This is a genomic window from Porphyromonas cangingivalis (assembly GCF_900638305.1).
Lineage (GTDB): Bacteria > Bacteroidota > Bacteroidia > Bacteroidales > Porphyromonadaceae > Porphyromonas_A > Porphyromonas_A cangingivalis.
The window spans coordinates 1,392,297-1,410,315 of the sequence record NZ_LR134506.1; the positions used below are offsets into that span (position 1 = coordinate 1,392,297).

Below are 18,019 nucleotides of genomic sequence, written 5' to 3' on the forward strand. Positions count from 1 at the left end.
AAATGTCCCCTGAAACGTCTGAGTAGTCTACTCTGAGCTTACAGTCTTTCGGTATGTGAGCCGGCGTGCCTTCATTAACCACAGATACAAAAAACACTTTTGTGACGACCGGCTCGTTTCTCCTCCACCTCGCAAGGCTTTCCATTCTATAAAAAACAGATGTACAAAAGCGAGACTGAAAATCAATGCTTCGCTCTTGTGCTGCAAACTTAAACCTTAACGATTTCTTTGTAAAGGACAAATACCGCAAATGTCAGTATTTTTCACGCAAAAAACATGAAAAAGTGTGGAGAAAACATGCAGAAAATTTCGATAACACACTTATAACCAAAAGATTAAAAATCCCTATCAGACCCCTCCTGAGATCCGAGTATAGTCACTGGGGGTGACGCCAAATTCTTTCTTGAACAGTCTTCTGAAGTATCCCGAGTCGTTGAATCCACACATATCCGCGACCTCATTCACATTGTATTTTCCCGACGAAAGGAATTGTTTTGCCTTCGAGAGACGTATTCGGGTAATGTACGCAATGGTTGATACTCCTACCATGGTATTTAGCTTTCGTGTGAGTTGAGAAGCACTCACACACATACGTTCGGCCAAGAAAGTAACATTGAGATCGGGGTTGGACAGCTCCGAATGAATGATATTTGTAACCTTTCGGACAAATTCGAGACTCTCAGCATCTTCGGCCTTAAGTCCGATGCCTTCGTCCTTCTCCAACGCTTTTAGGTACTTCTCACGAAGGAGGTATCGACTTTCAAGAAGTTTTTCGACACGAATGAGAAGTTCGTCGGGATCAAAAGGCTTTGCCAAGTATGCGTCAGCCCCCATACGAAAGCCCTCCTTACGATCCTCATCATCACTCTTGGCGGTGAGCATGATGATGGGAATGTGATCGGTGAGTGTATTTGCACGGATAGCCTTGACCAGCTCATTACCATCCATGACCGGCATCATCAGGTCAGTGATGATGAGGTCAGGCACAGTTCTCTCGGCCTTATCCACACCCATCTTGCCATCTTGAGCCGTTATCACCGCATAACGGGGCGAAAGGATAGAACGCAGATAGAGCGTCACATCGGCGTTGTCCTCAACGACCAGGATCATCGGACGCTCTCCGGGGACATCATCGGGCTCAATGATAGCTTGGGATGCCGATGGAGAGACGGAGGGCAAGAAGACCTCCGGGCTTTCTGCCGGTGTGCCGGGTGCACTAACGACATGGCCGTCAGGTGCAAAGACGGGAAGGGTGACGGTAAATATCGAGCCTTTGCCCAAAGTGCTCTCGACACCAATATCCCCTGCCATCTGTTCGACAAGGTTCTTCGTCAAAGCGAGTCCGACACCCGACCCCATCGGCTTAAACGGACTGTCCGAACGATAAAAAATATCAAAGATATGAGGTAAATCCTTCTCATCTATCCCCCGCCCCTTGTCCATGACTCGGAGCAATACATGGGAGCCATTTCCCGGGCGTTGAAGGAGGATCTGTACGACCGATCCGGGATCGGAATACTTGATGGCATTGGAGAGAAGATTATTGATGATCTTGTTGGCATATTCAGGGATAAAGTCCATGTAGATCTCCGCTTCATCGGTACGAAAAATAAGGTCGATATCGTTCTTCTGTCCATAATGTCTGAAGCCCTCGACAATCGCCCTAAGGTAAGCTACGATATCATCATGACGATAAGGAGGGACGGACATGTTGTTCCCATGAAGTTTGGAGATATCCAAAAGCTGATCGACAAGGGTCAAGAGACTGCCACACTGACGGTCAATGGTCTCGACATATTCTGTACGCTCACGGGAGGTAGACTTCGACTCGGGAGACAGATATTTATTGAGCCCCTGAATGACCGTGAGAGGCGTCCTGAACTCGTGAGTGATATTGGCAAAGAAGAGTGTACGAGCACGCTCATACTGCTTGAGGGCTGCGTTACTCCTGAGACGTTGGCGATAGGCATAGTATGCCGCACCTGCCAAGAAGAAGCCTATAAGTCCAAGGGTCCACGAGATGTACATGGTACGCTGAGTCTCCGCTCTCTCAATGGCATTAAACAATTCTATCTCTTTAAGTCGGTGAGCATTACGATCGCGTTCGTAATTCATCCTGACATCCATGTAAAGATCGCTCTTCTTCGCACCGAGTATACTGTCTCTTATGGCAGTACTCTTTTTGAAGTAATTCAAAGCTGAGGCATAGTTATGCCTTTTGTTTTCTGCATCGTATTTGAGATCATATATGGTGGCACGGTGTTCGGGCGAACTGATCTCTGCCTCCACTCGCTCGGCATTGTCGATATACATCTCATATCCGGCAAAATCATTCTCGAAGAGACTGATCTCCGCCAGACCGATACAAGACTCCAGCCAATGCCATTTGTCGGGACTATCCTTCATCAGCTCGTATGCTTTGAGGTACATGTCACCGGCTTTCGTGTATTCACCTTCGACCTTGAAAAGTCGACCAAGATGGTTATAACAAAGAGCTATGCCGAGATTTGATTTCGCCAACTGATTGCATTCGAGCGATTTTTGATAATAAAGATGAGCTGAATCATACACTGCCTTTGCCTCATAGACGGCACCGATGTTGGCATAGTTGATCGCCTGACCGATAAGACTTTCCTGTTTCTTCTCACCCTCCAAAGCTCTTCGAAAAAAACGATCTGCATCTTCGTAGTACCCCATCGTCAGACTGATATTACCTATACCATTGAGAGACACGACGATGTTTTTGGCTCCGTCTTTTGACAAACTATCCGAGTACTTCTCAGCATATTCCAAAGCTCTGTAATGATGATCAAGAGCCTCCGAAAATGCACTGATGCGACGATAATCCGTGCCGAGATCATTGTACGCCATCACAATCTGCACGGTATCGACATTGTGGAGAGACAATGCAAGGGATTTCCTATGCGCACCGATGGCTTCCGAGAAGCGAGCACTCTCCCTATATATTCGACCCAACTGTCGGTAGCAGTAAAAGAGCAACACAGAGTCGCCCTGAGCTTGGTATTCGGTGATGAGCCGCAGCAAAGGTCCATCCGACTTGAGTCTGGTTATTTCTTTGATCTGGGGATTGATATCGGTTGATTCGACCTTTCTGTGCGATAGCTCTTTACAGGCGAAACCGAGAAAGAGTACCCCCAAGACTGACAAGATACGAGCCAGGTATAAATTCATAGAATGGAGCAAGGTTGATCTTTATATAAAGTCATTGAAAACTTGACACAAAAGTAGCAGTATTTTTTAATATAAACCACTACGAATGAAGATTAAGGCAAATATCAAGAAATGAAGAAAAGGTACGGACTCCTCACTTATTACGCTCATGCAATCGGATGATGCGTTGATTTCGGCTACCTCGGAATGAAAGAGTTGGGTCAAACTCCTCCTGCACAAAGCGGCCATCGACAAGGACATCAACATACTCCAAGACGGCCGAAAGGGAAGGCGAAGCCTCTATCTCCTCCAAGGTGTATCCGGTATAACACCAGATATTGAGCCCGGTCTCCTCTTTGAGCCGACGACAGAGGGCGAGGGCACCCTCGGGATTGAAAAGAGGGTCACCACCACTGAGGGTGATACCGTCAAGGAGGGGATTCGTTTTTATTTCGTTGATGATATCACTGAGGATGGGCTCGGTCAAGAGGACACCTGCCGTGGGATCCCAACTTGCGGGGTTCTGACATCCCGGGCAATGATGGGTACAACCAGACAGATACAAAGAGTACCTGATCCCTTCGCCATCGGATATGGTCTCCTTGTATCTGTTCAGTAAGTGTATATTGTATTGTTCTATCGACACTCCACTCTTATGGCTATGTCAGAGGTGTTCAGCAGTGTTTGATACGGTCTTTTTCTTCGGACTTCTTGGCCGAGTTCCAGCTGTCGAGCGATCCTGTCAGATAGCCCGTGATGCGTCTTAGTCGGGCTATATCCTCTCCTGCACAGACCGGACACTTGGCATAGATGACCCCTCTGTACCCACACTTGTTACAAGTGTCCACGGGGTGGTTGATCGAACCATAACCGATCTCAGCATCGTGCATAGCCTTGACGATCTTGAGGATACCCGATATATTTTTCTTTGCCTCTCCATCAAGCTCGACATAAGTGATGTGTCCACCTCGTGTAATGGCATGGAATGGAGCTTCGAGCTGGATCTTCTCAAAGATCGTTACAGGCTCTTTGACATCTATGTGGAACGAGTTGACGTAATAGTCACGATCCGTCACACCGGGGATGATACCGTATTTCTTGCGGTCCATGCGTGTAAATCGTCCCGACAATCCCTCTGCAGGAGTGGCGAGGACGGAGTAGTTGAGATTATACTTACGCTTGTACTCATCCACGACATTATTCATGACCATGATGGCATCGTAGAGTGTCTGGTAGGCCTCTTTGTTGTGTGCATGCCCCTCACCATAGATCGCGACCATGGCGTTGTGTCCTCCGATAAATCCGATACCGAGAGTCCCCGAAGCGATCACATCACCGACTTCCTCATTAGGATCGAGCGAAGCACCACCTTTCCATACATCGTTGCACATCATGAACGGATATTGGCACGCAAGAGCCGTGCGCTGATACTTGTACCGATCATAAAGCTGCTCGGCTATCATCTCCGCCATACGTCGTACCGAAGACAAGAAGATGGACTTTGCTTCATTTCGGATGGTATGCTTGTCACATCCGGGATTGAGTTCCTCTGCCTCTCTCATCGCTTCGATGGCCAGACGAGGGAAGTTCATTGAGGTGAAAGAGAGATTGCCACGACCGACAGAACTCTTCTCTCCGCGCAAGTTTTCGAACACTCTCGTGCGACAACCCATCGTTGCGAGTTCGTAAAGATACCTCTTGGGATCCTCAGCGTTCCACTTTTCGTTCTTGTTGTACTTCGTGTCAAGGAAAAGGAAGTTGGGGAAGAGGGCCTTGGAGGTCGTGCGACAAGCCTCGATGAGCAGGTCAAAATTGGGAGCCTCGAAAGTCATCTCACCACGAAGAGCGGCAGGGAAGTCTTTCATAGCCTTCTCGTAATCGGCCACTGAGAAGGACACACCATCCTTAACCTTGAATATCTGTATGGGGAATATGGGGACTTCTCCGTGCCCTAATCCGTCCGTAGTGGCAGAGAGGAGTTCACGCATCAAGAGACGAGCTTCGGGCGAAGTGTCAGTACCATAGTTAATGGAGCTGAACACGACTTGATTCCCACCACGAGAGTGCATGGTGTTGAGATTGTGGATAAAACCCTCCATCGCCTGATGAGTCTCACGTGTGGTCTTGTCCATGGCGTGATTCCACGCGCGTTCTATATCCTTTCTGTCCACACCGGGGCAGAGACCCTCTATTTTCTTGTACGCCTCAGCTATAAGATCCGGTTTCTCCTGCACCGACACCCCTTCGCTGACCAATCCATCGATGAGCACCTTGCGATCTATGGTGACATCTCTCATCCCTGCGATGAAGACAAGAGCCTCTGCCAAGTGACGGCGGAAGGTCTTGAGGACTCCCTTGGCCATGAAGAAGTCAAACGCAGGTATGGACTGTCCCCCATGTTGCTCGTTTTGGTTCGTCTGGAAGATGATCGTCGCCAAGGTCGCATAGCTTTGTATCGACTGAGGTGTGCGGATGCTGCCGTTTTTCGTCCTGAAACCACGCTCATAGAGATCCTCCAAGTCGTATTGGATACAAGTCGTTGTCTTGGTGGGGTAGTAGTCCAAGTCATGGATGTGTATATCTCCATTACGGTGTGCACGAGCGTACTTGACCCCGAGAAGATACTTGTTGGTATAGTCCTTGGTCACCTCCGAAGCAAATGTCATCATCTGCCCCGCAGGCGTATGCGCCGACATATTGGCATTGCTCAGGTTGACATCGTTCTTCTCTATGCGCACGATGCCATCCATGATCTGCTTCATCCCGGTACGTTTGTCACGTTCGACATTTCGCCACTCACGGTAGATGATGTACTTCTTGGCAACGAAAGGATCGCACACCATCAGCTCATGCTCCACGAGATCCTGTATCTCCTCGACCGTGGGGTTCGTCTCGGTGGAGAGTTGAGTAGACACCTTTTGGACGATGTTCTGAATTATACTTTTATTCTCTTGGATGCCTGAAGCACGATAAGCTTTGATGATGGCATTTTCGATCTTTTCGGGAGAGAAAGGCTCCTGCTTACCATCCCTCTTGATGATGAATAATGTCGGTGTATCCATAGACTCAGTTTGATTAGTATTGGTAATAAGATAGTTTGTATCGAAGTCTCACCTCTCGGAGACCCTTCGTCGTGCACTCAGACATCAGATTGAAAACACAAACCACCTTTCATTCAGACAATTACACCCAAATATAGAGATAGTCAAGATAGGATTTCCATATCACTGATCCCATGATGCGAGCTACAATCCAAAGTTACGGAAATTATCCATGTTTCCTACCCTTGAAAGACAAAAAGAGCCCTCAAAAAATCCTTTTTCATCTCATTTGAGTACCCGACTCAATTCCTCACAGAGAAAAATAACCACTTATAGGTAGCACTCTGCGAAGATTGCTACCGAAAGTCCGTTTTGTACAAAAAGAACGACAGAGAATATTCCATTAGACGACAGAAAACATTCTGTCCCATACCGGAAAACCCTCTGTCGCATGACGGAAAGTGCCCAATCCAATTGGATCAACAACCTCCTATCCGATGATGTATCAGGAGGACACAATAATATATGTTCAATACTCAGAGACGAGCAAAAATCAATACATCAACGTCCGGCATAGACATCCTTCAGCCTATTGCCGTAAGTTTGCACTTGACACTTGAATCTGCAACTGCAACCTTAGGATGGCGAAGTTTTGCTATGTGACACAAAAAGTGTAATTTTGTCTGCTTGAAATATTTAGATAATAGATCAGAAACAATATAATCCATACAATAATATACTCTTATGAACATCTCATTTGTAGAGAAGAACGACAATTTCGCTCGTATCGAGCTCAAGCTCACAAAACAAGACTATCAAGAAGCAGTCGAAAAAGGACTCAAGAAGATACGCCGCAATGCCAGCATCCCCGGCTTCCGTAAGGGCGCTGTACCTGCGGGCATGGTTAAGAAAATGTATGGCGATAGCGTGAAGATCGAGGAGGTGCAAAACCTTGTTTCTGAGAAGCTGTACAACTTCATCGTTGAAGAGAAGCTCAAGACCATCGGACAGACCATCGCCACTCCCGGCACTGAAACGGTAGACATCGTGAAGGCTGAGGACATGACCTTCACATTCGATCAGGCCCTCATCCCTGAGATCACAGACATCCTCGGCAAGGGCGACCACTTCACTTACTACAAGGCTACAGCAAGCGAGCAGATGATCGAAGACTCACTCCAACAGTCTCTCGAAAATGCAGGCGAACGCGTCGAAGCGGATGTTGTATCTGCCGAAGATGTCGTACGTGGTTCGATCGCCGAACTCGATGGCGACCTACCTAAGGAAGGTGGTATCCGTAGAGAAAATGGAGCGTTCATTCTTCCGGCTTACATCAAGAACGAAGAAGAGCGTGCCAAGTTTGTCGGGGCTCCTCGCAACAGCGTGGTCATCTTCTCTCCATTCAAGGCTTACGAAGGTCAAGAATCTGAGATCGCCTCTCTCCTCGGCATCGAGAAAAACCAAGTAGCTGCCCTCGAAGGTGTAGACTTCAGCTTCGAGATCAATACCATCAACCACCACCAGAAGGCTGAGATGAACCAAGAATTCTTCGACAAGGTCTTTGGCGAAGGTGAAGTGAAGAGCGAAACAGAAGCTCGTGCCAAGATCAAGGAATTCCTCGAAACACGCACCGAAGCTGACTCCAACTTCAAGCTCCTCAGCGATGTCAAGGAATACATCAGAGCAAACAAGATCGCAAACATCAACCTCCACGAAGATACCATCAAGGCTTGGTGGACAAGTACCGATGCCGTCAAGGAGCAGTCCGAGGAGCAAATCAATGAGATCTTCCCACGCCTCATCGAAGATCTTAAGGTGGATCTATACATGGAAGCCCTTGTGGAGAAGTACGAAGTGAAGGTCGAAGCTCATGAGGTAGAAGAGTTCGCAAAGGAAATGACACGTATGCAGTTCCGCCAATACGGCATGAGCAATATGCCTGAAGACCTCATCGACCAGTACACCAAGAATATGCTCAAGGATGCGAACACTTACACTCGCATCAGAGAGTCTATCAAGGAGCAAAAGGTAGTTGTGAAGCTCAAGGATGATGTTACTCTTGATGAACAGACAATGACATTCGAGGAGTTCAACTCAATGCTTAATCCCATACCCGAAGCGGAAACAGAAGCTGCAGAGTAAGAACCACACAGCATAGGGACGCATAGAGCACCCCATGACTGAAGAAAACGATAGAGAGGCTGTGTCGAAGAGTTGTTTTTCGACACAGCCTCTTTTTATGTCTTGAAAAAAGAAAAAGGAGACTCAAAACCAAAACACTTCACCTCCAGCCCTTCATCTCAATCGCCGTCAAGCAAAGGAAAGGCTTTGAAAATTTTGTCGTAAATTGCGGTGTATTTATGCACCCATTCAGGCCCCAATATATTATGATGATAAGACTACTCACACTGTTTTTGTCACTCTTTTGCTCAGCCGCATTGTATGGGCAGACACCGGCACAGAAGAAGCTGATCGAAGAGGTCAACAAGCATTATGAAGCGACAAGGCGGCTCGTCACAGAGATCGACAAGGAGAGAGAACACCCAGAGCCGATCGACATCGATGGCAGACGATATGATGTCTTCATCCTTGACGACATAAGTCTATCACACCTCCATGGACCTTATCCCAAACTCAATGTGCGCCTTTACTTCGAGCTCTTGGGAGAGGAGAGCAAATCCCCCTACAAGTTTCTCATGGCCACGGTATCGAAAAAGGACGTACCCATGCATTCTCTATACCAAGAGTATCTTTTCGTGAACGGAGAGCTCTGTTTTGCTTATGATCACGAGGATTGTTGTGGAGAGACCTTGAAATACTATAAGAGCAAGGAGGACGAATATATCTATTCCGAAGATCCCGACGAAGAAATCAGTCCGGAAAGCATAGACTCCTTCAACCAAAATGCACGAAAACTCTCCAAGCTATTCGGAGCCATGGTGGGTATGTCAGAATTTGGAATCTAACGACAGACAGACATGAAGAAGTACTTATCGGCCCTCGGTGCTTTTGTCCTTACAAGCATCACGGCATGCACTCAGAAACCTCACGAAAGTATCACCATCCAGACTTCCAGATCCGATGGCTCTGTGCTCTTCTTGGGCATAGACTCAGAAGACCGAAATCAGATATGGATCGACCTCAACGCGAACGACACGAAGGATGAGGGTGAAGAGTTGATAACGTTCTACAACGGTACTACCAACGCTGCAGAAGGCAAAGAGAATGAGAAGGCCTTAGGCAAATATGTCGTGGCGGCACAGAAAATCACCATCCACGGTCCGGTGACAACATTTGTATGCACAAGTGCAGGGATTACGGAGGTCGATCTCTCTAAGGCACTCTCGTTACGGTCTCTCGTCTGCCAGTACAACCAGATCAAGAGTCTTGATCTGAGTGCGAACACTCGACTGGACACACTTGACTGCGAAGGGAACTGGCTCTCCGACATCGATCTCACCCCTATCCATGGCCTAACGTTCCTCAATATCTCCTACAACAAGTTCAAAAACCTTGATCTCACCTACAACACCAAACTATTGACCCTGCAATGTAGCGAAACCGGCCTGACAGAATTAGATCTGAGCAAAAACAAGGCACTCACTACCCTCACCGTAATAGGCAACGAATTGACCCGACTTGATCTCAGCCACAATCCGGCTCTCACAAAGCTCATCTGTATGAGAGAAAAGATACAGTCTCTGGATCTGAGGGCCAATAAAACTCTGAACTATCTTCGCTGTGATGGCTGTCCGCTAACGAGTCTCGAGTTTTCTCCTGAAGCACCCATTTCATACCTATTCATCCCCGACAATACCTTGGGACAGGAAGCCTTGAATAAACTCTTCGGCTTACTGTCCTATAACCCCGGTATCCTTTGCATCGAAGGTAATCCCGGAGCAAACACGGCAGACCGCACCATCATCATCTCCAAAGGTTGGGCAGAACTCACCAAGGAGGAATTTGCGTTCTCAGAGCTCTGATATCCGGGTTCATCAAAAAAACAGATTGATCTCATAACGCAAAAAAGAGGGCAGCACCCCAAACCGGGATACTGCCCTCTCTCGTGATTTAATCCTGAAGATTACTTGCAAGCGATCACTTCGATCTCCACAAGACCATTCTTTGGGAGGGTCTTCACTGCCACTGCACTGCGGGCAGGAAATGGAGCTGTGAAGTACTTGCCATAGATCTCATTTACCTTGGCGAAGTCGCCCATGTCTGCAAGGAAAACGGTAGCCTTGATGACATCACCGAAGTCGAGCCCTGCTTCTGTAAGAAGAGCCTTGATGTTTGCAAATACTTGTTCGCACTGTGCTTCAACACAAGTATCCGAAACGAAGTTACCGGTTTTAGGGTCGATCCCGAGCTGTCCTGAGAAGAAGTACATGTTACCGGCCTTGACGCCTTGTGAGTATGGGCCGATCGCTGCAGGAGCATTTGAAGTGTTGATGATTTCTTTCATAATGATGATTGTTTTTATTTGGGATGAAAAACTATTGTTGGTTGTTGTGAACTTCAGGGAAGATTAATCTCTGCGTTGCTTGACCGCCTCATAAATGAGGACTCCGGCCGCAACAGAGACATTGAGTGAGCCTATATCACCGAACAAAGGGATACGTACGAGTTCGTCACATTTGGTGAGCGAAGCTGGCGAAAGCCCTGTGTCTTCGGCCCCAAGGACAAGAGCCAAAGGCCCTTTGTAATTGCCGTCATAGTGAAGCCCCGATGCTTTCTCTGTCGCCCCGACGAGACGCACGCCCGAATCCTTGAGATACCCTATGGCACCTTCGATGGAGCGTTCGCGACAGACTGCGATACGAGAGAGTGCTCCGGCAGAAGTCTTGATGGCATCACCCGTAACTGAAACCGAATTTTGCTCAAATACGACGATGGCATCTACACCTGTACACTCACAAGTTCGGGCTATGGCTCCGAAGTTACGCACATCCGTGATGCCATCAAGGATTACGATGAAAGGATCTCTCCCCGCTTCGTAGAGCGCAGGGATGACCTGATCAAGGTGATAATAAGTCGTAGCAGCCTTGTAGGCTATGACTCCTTGATGATTTTTACGAGTGAGTCTGTTGAGCTTTTCGACCGGCACACGACGGATAGGGACGCGACGAGTACCGAGGGCTGTCGTCAGTTCGTTCATCAGTGCGCTGTTGGACTCACGTTTGAGGAAGATCTTATCGATCTCTTCGCCGGCTTCGAGAGCTTCGATGACTGCTCGTATGCCGAATATCATTTCGTTATCTTTCATATCTTTTGATCTTTATCTTTTGTTGTTGAGGAGTAGCGCACGTGCATTTTGTATCGCAGCCTCAGTGACATGGGCTCCGGAGAGCATCCCGGCAAGTTCGGTCACTCGATCTTCTCCCACGCACTCCTCAATCGTTGTCACAAAGGTAGTATCTTCTTCTCGTTTGGACACTACGTATTGGTGATCGGCAAGTGCTGCGATCTGCGGAAGATGAGTGATGGTAATGACTTGAAGGTTACGGCTCAGCGTCTGCATCACCTTACCGAGCTTCCCGGCGACTTCTCCGCTGACACCGGTATCTATCTCATCAAAGATCACCGTGGGCAGGACAGCACGGGCAGCAAGTATGGTCTTCAAGGCCAGCATGAAGCGAGAGATCTCTCCCCCCGAAGCAATCTCCCTTATCGGGCGAAGTGATGTCTGTTTGTTGGTGGCAAAGAGGAAAGAGATTTTGTCTGCACCGTTATAGGAGAGAGACTCCGCGGGTGTCAGTTCGATGGCAAATGTAGCTCCGGAGATACCCAGTTCCTTGATGAGGTGCTCGAGTTCAGGCAAAAGAGTCTCTGAGACACTCAGCCTTTTTTGAGTTAATTTATCAGCAAGAGTCTTTGCTTTCTTGAAGGCCAAGGAGACTTCTTTTTCAAGACGAAGGATATGATCATCCGCATCGTCTATGCCTTGGAGCTGTGTCTCGTAGTCGTCACGAAGAGTGATGAGTTCGGAAGTGGATTTGAGATTGTGCTTGAAGAGCAACGACTGGAGCAGATCCGCTCTTTGTTCGAGCAACTCTACCTCACTGTGATCTATCGAAAGACTCTCGACGGCATCCGCTCCCAAAGCGGTAAGGTCGGAAAGTTCGATACGGATGGCTTCCAGGCGTTCGGCCATCTCTGCCGCTTGAGTATAACTGTCTGTGATCTTGCCGAGCTTCTTAGCCACCATCGCAATCTCATCGAGAGGGGCCTCCATGCTGCCACGGTCGGCAAGTCCGACGAGAGTAGAAAGTGCCTCCGTGATGTCTTGAGCATTGTGCACCAGAGCCAGACGCTCCTCGATCTCTTCGATCTCATTGGGGTGGATCTTGGCTTCGTCCAACTGCTGATACTGAAACTGAATATAGTCTATGTCTTTGCGTTGTTTCTCAATACGTTCACGCTCCTCTTCGAGCTTCCTCTGTGCACTTTTATACTCCGAGTAAGCCCCCTTATACTCTTCCAAAAGTCCGGCCGTACCCGCCAATGTGTCGACGACACCCATTTGATAGGCAGGCTCTCCGATGAGCATATTGTGATGTTGCGAATGGATATCGATAAGATGTCCTCCCACCTCTTTCATTAAGTTGGTGGTGACGGGGGTATCATTGATGAATGCACGACTCTTCCCTCCTGATGTGATCTCTCTACGGAGGGTACATACTTCACCGAAGTCCAGATCATTGTCATCAAAGAGCACCTTTAGAGCCTCCTTATTTTCGACCGAGCACACAACCTCTATAATCGCTTTGGCTGCGCCCTCACGCACAGCACGACTATCTGCACGATTACCTGAGACAAGCCCGATGGCACCAATGAGGATGGACTTACCGGCCCCGGTCTCACCCGTAATGGACGAAAATCCAGGGCGGAGATCGAGAGATAATTCATCAATGAGCACAAAATCCTTTATATGTATATGCTGTATCATCTGTTTGTGAGTTGATGAGAAGGGAAAAGCTCTGATAGCCGCAAAGTCAATGCCCTATTTTGGGGTGAAGGCTTGCTGTCCAAAAGAGAATGGATCTCCGACAACTTTGTATCCGCGAAGAGGGTCAGAAGTGGATGAGCAGGCTCCTCACTCTTGATCTCCTCAAACAAATCCAAAGTAGACGACAAAGCATCCGAAAAAGCCTCCGAAGACTTATACTGTCGATCCAGCCCAAGCCTATGATAGATATAATACCCTTCGCGAAAAAGGGCTACAGACTTCTCCCTCAAACGAGGCAACAACACTTCCGGCACTATGCCTCTGTCTGCGATCTCGTTGGAGGTCCCGAAGTCATAGAAGTCCGAAGTATGCGCTGACAAGTAAGAAACAAAAGGTGTGCCACCTTCATCTCCAAAACTATCATAGTACAGCCACGATCCGACAAGAAGATAATAGTAGATCCGTCTGAAAAAAGCATCTTCAGGGACGCCGACCCTCTGCCCGAGAGAAGGCTCATAGGGAGAGAAGTCAAATGTCAGCCCTCTTTCACCCACTTGCATCACGATACTTCGTGCTTGTTGCCCATACACCGGGCGAAGGATACGCACCCTCAAGTCTCCGGTGTATCTGTCACCACTTACGGCACTGATGAGGAGAGAGAGCTCGCAGTCTATCGGAAGTTTGGGTGCGGCACATGACACCTCCGGAGCGAAAGCAAATACCAGATCCGTCAGCCGTTGCTCGATCTTATCAAAATATCTCGATGATTGTTCGTCGACGGTAGACGAACTTACTCGGACACGGGGCGAAAAAAACTGCGCAAGGCACTCTCCTTGTTGCCAACAAAGGAAAAGCACAAGGAGCAATACCCGACACCCTATACGTTTATCACCCCAAGAGATCATGAGCAAGGACTGAAGCAAGGATATCCTGTGCCACCTCACGCTTCGACTTGAGAGGGAAGTCCTCCACCCCACCTTTGGCAGAGAAGATAGAGACTTTATTCGTCTCTGTACCGAAGCCGGCACCTTTGTCTGCGAGACTGTTGAGGACGATCATGTCAAGCCCCTTGCGATTCATTTTTGCCTGCACCTGCTCGGGAGTCGTCCCCGTCTCCAAGGCAAAGCCCACGAGACGCTGGTGCGACTGTTTTACTTGCCCCAATGATGCCGCAATGTCGGGATTAGGTTCAAGAGCCAACGTCATTGCCCCCACCTCTTCACGCTTTATCTTTGAGTCCTCCATCTTGACAGGGCGATAATCTGCCACGGCTGCACAAAGGATACCTAGATCATAATCATCCTTACGACTGAGACACGCCTCGTACATTTCCAAAGCACTCTCCACACGAATGATATCTATACCTTTGCCTTTGGGTAAGTCGTGCACCGGTCCGGTGATGAAGACCACTTGGGCACCCGCCTCTGCACACACCTCGGCAAGAGCCAACCCCATCTTACCTGTCGAATAGTTACCGACAAAACGCACAGGATCGATCTTCTCATACGTAGGTCCTGAGGTCATGAGCACCTTCTTGCCCGAGAGAGGTTTCTGTTCACTAAAGAATGCCTCCAGTGCCGCCACAATCTCTTCCGGCTCTGCCATACGCCCCTTACCGACAAGATGCGAAGCCAGTTCGCCCTCGCCGGGCTCGATGACACGTACCCCATGACGCTGAAGCACAGCCAACGACTCGTGGGTCGAAGGGTGAGCAAACATATCCAAATCCATTGCAGGAGCCACAAAGACCTGTGCACGGCTGGAGAGGTAGGTTGTGATGAGCATATTGTCCGCTATGCCGTGAGCCATCTTGCCCAATGTCGCTGCCGTAGCAGGAGCGATGAGCATGGCATCCGCCCACAGACCGAGATCGACATGACTGTTCCATGATCCCGAACGCTCATTGAAAAATTCGCTGATGACATCCTTCCCCGTGAGTGTAGAAAGGGTCAGAGGGGCGATGAACTCCTTCGCTGCCGGCGTCATCACCACCTGCACACGCGCCCCACCCTTGATGAGGAGGCGAGCAAGTACCGCAGCCTTGTACGCCGCAATACTACCGGAGATGCCGAGTACTATATTTTTATCCTTTAGAGACATAATGTTTTGTTAGAAGTCTTAAGAGAATCACACGCACCGAAATCCGTATCAACGTCTCTTCTGATCCATGCGGATCTTGATCTTCATGAACTCCCTCTGAGTATCACGAGCGAAGTCGCTCCTCATGATCCAATCGTAATAAGTAGGCTCCATGCGAAGTACCTCCTCCGCGAGCTTACCCTTATGCTTACCGAAGTTGATCACCTCTCTCCCCTGCTCGTCATAGATCAATCGCCCTGCGAAGTCCACAATCTTGTGGTACGAGGTGTACTCATCAAGGGCGGTAACGTCATTGGGCAGATCTTCATAACGTCCGAGTTGTCCCCGAAGGACCTCGTAGGTCGCACGGGTATCGGCCGCAGCAGTATGAGCATTCGTCAGATCCTTGTCGCAGTAGAACTTATACGCTGCCGACAGGGTGCGTTGCTCTCTCTTGTGGAAGATGACCTGCACATCGATGATCTTACGACTCTTGAAGTCCACAGGCACATCGGCACGTAAAAACTCCTCCACAAGCATGGGGACATCAAACTTATTGCAATTGTATCCCCCGATGTCACACCCCTCCATGAAGCCGGCTATCTCTCTTGCCACCTCTGCAAACTTGGGAGCATCTGCCACCTTCTCATCCGTGATGCCATGGACCTCACTGCTCGACTCGGGGATATGCATCTCCGGATGGATAAGTGAGTAGAATTCCTCCTCACTCCCATCGGGTAGGACCTTAAGCATCGAGATCTCCACAATCCTATCCTTGACAGCATCGACACCTGTTGTCTCCAGGTCAAAGAATACGATCGGACGTTGGAGGTTCAATAACGGTCCTCCACTACCATTCATACTACTTTCCATCACCCACGAAGTTTAGCTCATCAATGGCATCACAAGTGAGGTGATCTCTTCACCATCTTCGACCTCAAACGGAGAGAGAAGCCCCGGAGTGGCCTTATCTCCAAGCTTGAAAGATATCTTCTCGCTGTTGAGGTAGCCCAAGATTTCCATCAACTGTGTCGAGCGAAACGACACCGACTGAGGTGTCCCTGTGTATGAGATAGGCAATTGCTCTTCGGCTGCTGTGGAGAAGTCCATATCGTTACCCTTGAGATGGAGGCGTTCGGCAGAGATGTCGAAGCTAATGAGGTTAAACGCTTGGTTCGTAAACATAGACACCCTCCTGAGTGCAGACAAGAACTGTACACGATCTGCGATGATCTCGTTTTGATTGAACTTAGGGATGACCGCCAAATAGTTGGGATACTTACCCTCAATGAGACGACACACCATGTCGACATTTTCGGTCTTGATCACAGCATGAGTACCATAGATCTTCAAGTCGAGCGGAGCAGTCTCATCCTTTGCGAGCAAGCCTCTGAGGAGGAGAGCAGGCTTCTTTTGGAAGGTGAACGTAGTATCCAAGCCCAACTTCACATTGGTATTCTTGTAGAGCGAAAGCAAGAAGCCGTCCGTCCCCACAAATGTAATATGCTCCGGTTTCACATCGAAATGAATTCCGGTCGTGATGGGACGAGCATCCTCAGGGCTTGTTGCATTGATCGTATAACCGATACCTGCGAGGAAGACATTCTGAGGTATGGAGATTGTCACGGGCTCCTCTTTGAGCTCCGCCACAGCAGGATAGGTCTCACCACTCTGAGCCTTGAAGCTGAACGTACCATTCTGATAGTCCACCTTCACCAGCATGGTCTCCTCATCTACCGTCATAGAGATCGTCTGTCCGGGGATCTCCTTGAGTGGATCGAGCAGCATCTTGTTCTTTATCGCCAAGCTCATCTGTCCGCCATCGGTATCCTCCACATCGAGGCGTGTGACGAGACGCGTCTCACCATCCGAAGCAGTGAGTACAAGCTGTTCGCCCTTGAGTTCGAAGAGGACACTGTCCAAGATGGGCACAGAGTTCTTTTGGACTATCACCTTACTGATCTGCAATAGATGTGCGTACAGACTGTCGCTGGAAATTCTAAACTTCATAATATATCGGTCTTAATGTTATTTTTTCTAAGTGCACCCTCCCTCCCGAGGGGATATATTTCCTTGTAAAAGTACAAAAAATATGCCATTTCCTCAGAAAAGACATCAAAAAAGAGAGGGTCTTGCACTATTATGCAAGACCCTCTCTGCGAGATGCTCTTCCTCTTGGACTTGAACCAAGGACCCTCTGATTAACAGTCAGATGCTCTAACCGACTGAGCTAAGGAAGAATATACATCTGAATATATGTTGTTTGTGCTCTTGGCTGAGGTGGCACGAAACCCCATTGCTCTTCCTCTTGGACTTGAACCAAGGACCCTCTGATTAACAGTCAGATGCTCTAACCGACTGAGCTAAGGAAGAATAGTCAACCCAGATCCACCGAACCGAATTGCTCTGCAAATTTAGGATATTCTTTTCAATTACACAACACCCTTCTTCGGAAAATCTTATTTATACGTTGAGCTTTTCTGAAATCAACAACAGATATTTTCACATTCCCAAACGCACAAAAAAACAACTATTTGACATGAAGCAGGAATACAAGATTTATTTTTTGATGTCAGTTATACCTAAGAAAACACACAAGACAACAGATAAACAAATGTAAATCAATACGTTTTACACACTATACATAATAAGATAATCGCAAAGAAAAACCAACATCTAACTCATTGGGACTCATGCACAAGTAAAAAGACATCTAAAAGGAATATAAGCTCCTAAAAATCTTGCGTGGAAAGAACAAACGTTATAATAACCAACACAC

The 18,019-nt window shown here is 48.2% G+C and carries 13 protein-coding genes and 2 tRNA genes; 3 read left to right on the forward strand and 12 right to left on the reverse strand.

Annotated elements, in window-relative coordinates; all coding sequences use genetic code 11:
- Window positions 1-348 precede the first annotated feature (348 nt).
- From EL262_RS05815 to EL262_RS05825, 3 genes are all read right to left on the reverse strand, one after another.
- Window positions 349-3,192, reverse strand: a complete 2,844-nt coding sequence (locus tag EL262_RS05815) for a hybrid sensor histidine kinase/response regulator transcription factor (RefSeq protein ID WP_078735800.1) — start codon at window positions 3,190-3,192, stop codon at window positions 349-351.
- A gap of 133 nt (window positions 3,193-3,325) precedes the next feature.
- Entirely contained in the window at window positions 3,326-3,796 is a 471-nt protein-coding gene (gene nrdG / locus EL262_RS05820; RefSeq protein WP_078735809.1) for an anaerobic ribonucleoside-triphosphate reductase activating protein, read from the reverse strand.
- Between the two features lie 49 nt (window positions 3,797-3,845).
- Window positions 3,846-6,233 carry an anaerobic ribonucleoside triphosphate reductase gene (locus EL262_RS05825; RefSeq protein WP_078735799.1) on the reverse strand — a complete coding sequence of 796 codons (2,388 nt, stop codon included), beginning with the start codon at window positions 6,231-6,233 and terminating at the stop codon, window positions 3,846-3,848.
- Between the two features lie 723 nt (window positions 6,234-6,956).
- On the opposite strand from EL262_RS05825, the gene EL262_RS05830 reads away from it, so the two are divergent.
- The 3 genes from EL262_RS05830 (at window position 6,957) to EL262_RS05840 (ending at window position 10,195) form a co-directional block, all read left to right on the forward strand.
- Window positions 6,957-8,354 (forward strand): trigger factor, encoded by a 1,398-nt coding sequence (locus EL262_RS05830; protein ID WP_078735798.1) that lies wholly within the window; start codon window positions 6,957-6,959, stop codon window positions 8,352-8,354.
- A gap of 245 nt (window positions 8,355-8,599) precedes the next feature.
- Window positions 8,600-9,178: a hypothetical protein gene (locus EL262_RS05835; protein ID WP_036853578.1), complete on the forward strand. Its 579-nt coding sequence runs from the start codon at window positions 8,600-8,602 to the stop codon at window positions 9,176-9,178.
- A gap of 12 nt (window positions 9,179-9,190) precedes the next feature.
- Window positions 9,191-10,195: a leucine-rich repeat domain-containing protein gene (locus EL262_RS05840; RefSeq protein ID WP_025838082.1), complete on the forward strand. Its 1,005-nt coding sequence runs from the start codon at window positions 9,191-9,193 to the stop codon at window positions 10,193-10,195.
- A 101-nt stretch (window positions 10,196-10,296) separates the two neighbouring features.
- On the opposite strand, the gene EL262_RS05845 is transcribed toward EL262_RS05840, so the two are convergent.
- The 9 genes from EL262_RS05845 to EL262_RS05885 form a co-directional block, all read right to left on the reverse strand.
- On the reverse strand, window positions 10,297-10,677 hold the full coding sequence (locus EL262_RS05845) for a RidA family protein (RefSeq protein ID WP_036844731.1): 381 nt from the start codon (window positions 10,675-10,677) through the stop codon (window positions 10,297-10,299).
- A 63-nt stretch (window positions 10,678-10,740) separates the two neighbouring features.
- Complete coding sequence (gene rlmB, locus EL262_RS05850) at window positions 10,741-11,478, reverse strand: 23S rRNA (guanosine(2251)-2'-O)-methyltransferase RlmB (protein WP_078735796.1); 738 nt, start codon at window positions 11,476-11,478, stop codon at window positions 10,741-10,743.
- A 12-nt stretch (window positions 11,479-11,490) separates the two neighbouring features.
- On the reverse strand, window positions 11,491-13,161 hold the full coding sequence (recN, locus tag EL262_RS05855) for a DNA repair protein RecN (protein WP_078735795.1): 1,671 nt from the start codon (window positions 13,159-13,161) through the stop codon (window positions 11,491-11,493).
- Window positions 13,158-14,066, reverse strand: coding sequence for a type IX secretion component PorD family protein (locus EL262_RS05860; RefSeq protein ID WP_025838080.1), 909 nt, complete (start codon window positions 14,064-14,066; stop codon window positions 13,158-13,160). The genes recN and EL262_RS05860 overlap by 4 nt, the downstream gene beginning before the upstream one ends.
- On the reverse strand, window positions 14,050-15,261 hold the full coding sequence (gene coaBC / locus EL262_RS05865; protein WP_078735794.1) for a bifunctional phosphopantothenoylcysteine decarboxylase/phosphopantothenate--cysteine ligase CoaBC: 1,212 nt from the start codon (window positions 15,259-15,261) through the stop codon (window positions 14,050-14,052). The genes EL262_RS05860 and coaBC overlap by 17 nt, the downstream gene beginning before the upstream one ends.
- Before the next feature lie 48 nt (window positions 15,262-15,309).
- Window positions 15,310-16,113, reverse strand: coding sequence for a 3'-5' exonuclease (locus EL262_RS05870; RefSeq protein WP_234394711.1), 804 nt, complete (start codon window positions 16,111-16,113; stop codon window positions 15,310-15,312).
- Window positions 16,114-16,125: 12 nt separating this feature from the next.
- Window positions 16,126-17,250, reverse strand: coding sequence for a DNA polymerase III subunit beta (gene dnaN, locus EL262_RS05875; RefSeq protein WP_025838076.1), 1,125 nt, complete (start codon window positions 17,248-17,250; stop codon window positions 16,126-16,128).
- Between the two features lie 156 nt (window positions 17,251-17,406).
- A tRNA-Asn gene (locus EL262_RS05880) sits at window positions 17,407-17,480 on the reverse strand.
- Between the two features lie 59 nt (window positions 17,481-17,539).
- Window positions 17,540-17,613: transfer RNA gene (locus tag EL262_RS05885), tRNA-Asn, on the reverse strand.
- Window positions 17,614-18,019 lie beyond the last annotated feature (406 nt).

Excerpts from the sequence above, each read along its gene's own strand:
- EL262_RS05815 (WP_078735800.1), bottom strand. The coding sequence starts at position 3,192 with ATGAATTTATACCTGGCTCGTATCTTGTCAGTCTTGGGGGTACTCTTT.
- EL262_RS05825 (WP_078735799.1), bottom strand. The coding sequence starts at position 6,233 with ATGGATACACCGACATTATTCATCATCAAGAGGGATGGTAAGCAGGAG.
- EL262_RS05830 (WP_078735798.1), top strand. The coding sequence starts at position 6,957 with ATGAACATCTCATTTGTAGAGAAGAACGACAATTTCGCTCGTATCGAG.
- EL262_RS05835 (WP_036853578.1), top strand. The coding sequence starts at position 8,600 with ATGATGATAAGACTACTCACACTGTTTTTGTCACTCTTTTGCTCAGCC.
- EL262_RS05840 (WP_025838082.1), top strand. The coding sequence starts at position 9,191 with ATGAAGAAGTACTTATCGGCCCTCGGTGCTTTTGTCCTTACAAGCATC.
- EL262_RS05845 (WP_036844731.1), bottom strand. The coding sequence starts at position 10,677 with ATGAAAGAAATCATCAACACTTCAAATGCTCCTGCAGCGATCGGCCCA.
- rlmB (WP_078735796.1), bottom strand. The coding sequence starts at position 11,478 with ATGAAAGATAACGAAATGATATTCGGCATACGAGCAGTCATCGAAGCT.
- recN (WP_078735795.1), bottom strand. The coding sequence starts at position 13,161 with ATGATACAGCATATACATATAAAGGATTTTGTGCTCATTGATGAATTA.
- EL262_RS05860 (WP_025838080.1), bottom strand. The coding sequence starts at position 14,066 with ATGATCTCTTGGGGTGATAAACGTATAGGGTGTCGGGTATTGCTCCTT.
- coaBC (WP_078735794.1), bottom strand. The coding sequence starts at position 15,261 with ATGTCTCTAAAGGATAAAAATATAGTACTCGGCATCTCCGGTAGTATT.
- EL262_RS05870 (WP_234394711.1), bottom strand. The coding sequence starts at position 16,113 with ATGGAAAGTAGTATGAATGGTAGTGGAGGACCGTTATTGAACCTCCAA.
- dnaN (WP_025838076.1), bottom strand. The coding sequence starts at position 17,250 with ATGAAGTTTAGAATTTCCAGCGACAGTCTGTACGCACATCTATTGCAG.